Source organism: Bradyrhizobium sp. P2_E8, from assembly GCF_056403875.1.
On record NZ_JBFUES010001403.1, the window covers coordinates 1 to 1456 of the forward strand.

Genomic DNA, 1456 nt, shown 5'->3' on the forward strand with positions numbered 1-1456 from the left:
GTCTTCAGCAGTCCGCGGACGGTATTCTTGATCTTCAGGGCCGTGCTAACGAGCTGCGCGCGGGCGCTGATCATGGCGCGGACCGCATAGGTATCCATACTCTTGACCAGCACCTGCCGAAACCAGCCGACGCGAACCACCTGGGCGATTCCATGCGCGTCGTTGGCGTCCGTTTTGTTAATCTGGAGCGACAAGGCCGCCTTGGCATGGCGGGCGTCGATGCAAATAACTGGAATTCGGCGCTTCTTCAGCTCGTGGAAGAGCCAGACGGAAAGCATGCCGGTCTCGAGGCCAACGCGCACAGCATTTGGCGCATGCTTGCAGACAACCTGCTCAATCTCGTCAGGCGTCGACGCGCAACATCCTCGCCAAAGCGTCCTACCGGCTTCATCGACTACACAAGCTTTGGTTTCTTCAAGCGACACATCAAGACCAACATATTGGGTGATCGGCTGCATTGCGTTGCTCCTCGGATAGGGTATCAGTGCGCAGAGGCTAGCAAGGAGCCTGCTCCGCGATTACCCCATGTCCCGACCAAAGCTTGCAAAGCCGACGCGCGCAGCGGCGGTCCAGGGCGGCCGAAAGGCCGGCGCGAAGCGGCTTTACCCTGGACGGGCGCGAGCACGCCGGCACGCTTGTATTTTTTCGAGAGGAGCCTGTGCGCTGCCGTACCCCTGTTCGTGGCACTGACTGTGAGTAACGCTGCTGCTGTCGCCGAGACGCGACCGGCAGAGCCTACAGCGAGTTATCGAACTGGCAATTCATTTGCGGATTTCGTTGAAGCGGCCTCGCGTCGCTTTGGAATGCCGGTGCGCTGGATACTGGCAGTCATAGACGTCGAGAGCGCCGGAGACATGCGCGCCAAGTCACCCAAGGGCGCCATGGGGTTGATGCAGATCATGCCAGAAACCTGGGCGGAGCTACGTCTTCGGTACGACCTCGGCAACGATCCTTACGATCCTCATGACAACATACTTGCAGGTACGGCGTACCTGCGCGAACTGCGCGACCGTTACGGTGCGCCGGGCTTGTTTGCAGCCTACAACGCGGGGCCTGCTCGTTACGATGAGCGTCTTGCCGGCCGCCCATTGCCAGCAGAGACCGAAGCCTATTTGCAGAAGCTCGCGCCAGTCATCGGCAGCGACCCTACTACTTCCAGCGCAGTCGCTCGTCTGCGGTCATCCGCGGGAGCGCTCTTCGTTGTGCGGCCTGAAAGCCCAAAGAGCGCTGCCAGGCGTCCACCGAAACGGGCTCCGACGGCTGCCTCCGTTCACGACGTCTCGGCCATTGTGCCACAAGCAACAGGGTTGTTTGTCGCGAGATCTGATGCGGGAGGCGCGCAATGATGGAACGCGCAAGCTCGCATGCGTTGGCGTGCTCTGGAGTAGAATGGGCGGAATGGGGAGAGCGGTGGGCAAACACGACAGCAGGACGGCGAGATAAAAGGGGCTCGCCG

At 60.9% G+C, this 1456-nt stretch carries 2 protein-coding genes; one reads left to right on the forward strand and one right to left on the reverse strand.

The features are described 5' to 3' along the window. Window positions 1–458, reverse strand: a 458-nt coding sequence (locus AC1D00_RS40845; protein ID WP_477014610.1) for an IS110 family transposase, incomplete at its 3' end; no start/stop codon positions are given. A gap of 177 nt (window positions 459–635) precedes the next feature. Between AC1D00_RS40845 and AC1D00_RS40850 the strand changes: the two genes are divergently transcribed. Then, window positions 636–1346, forward strand: coding sequence for a lytic transglycosylase domain-containing protein (locus AC1D00_RS40850; RefSeq protein WP_477014611.1), 711 nt, complete (start codon window positions 636–638; stop codon window positions 1344–1346). The last annotated feature ends 110 nt before the right edge of the window (window positions 1347–1456 follow it).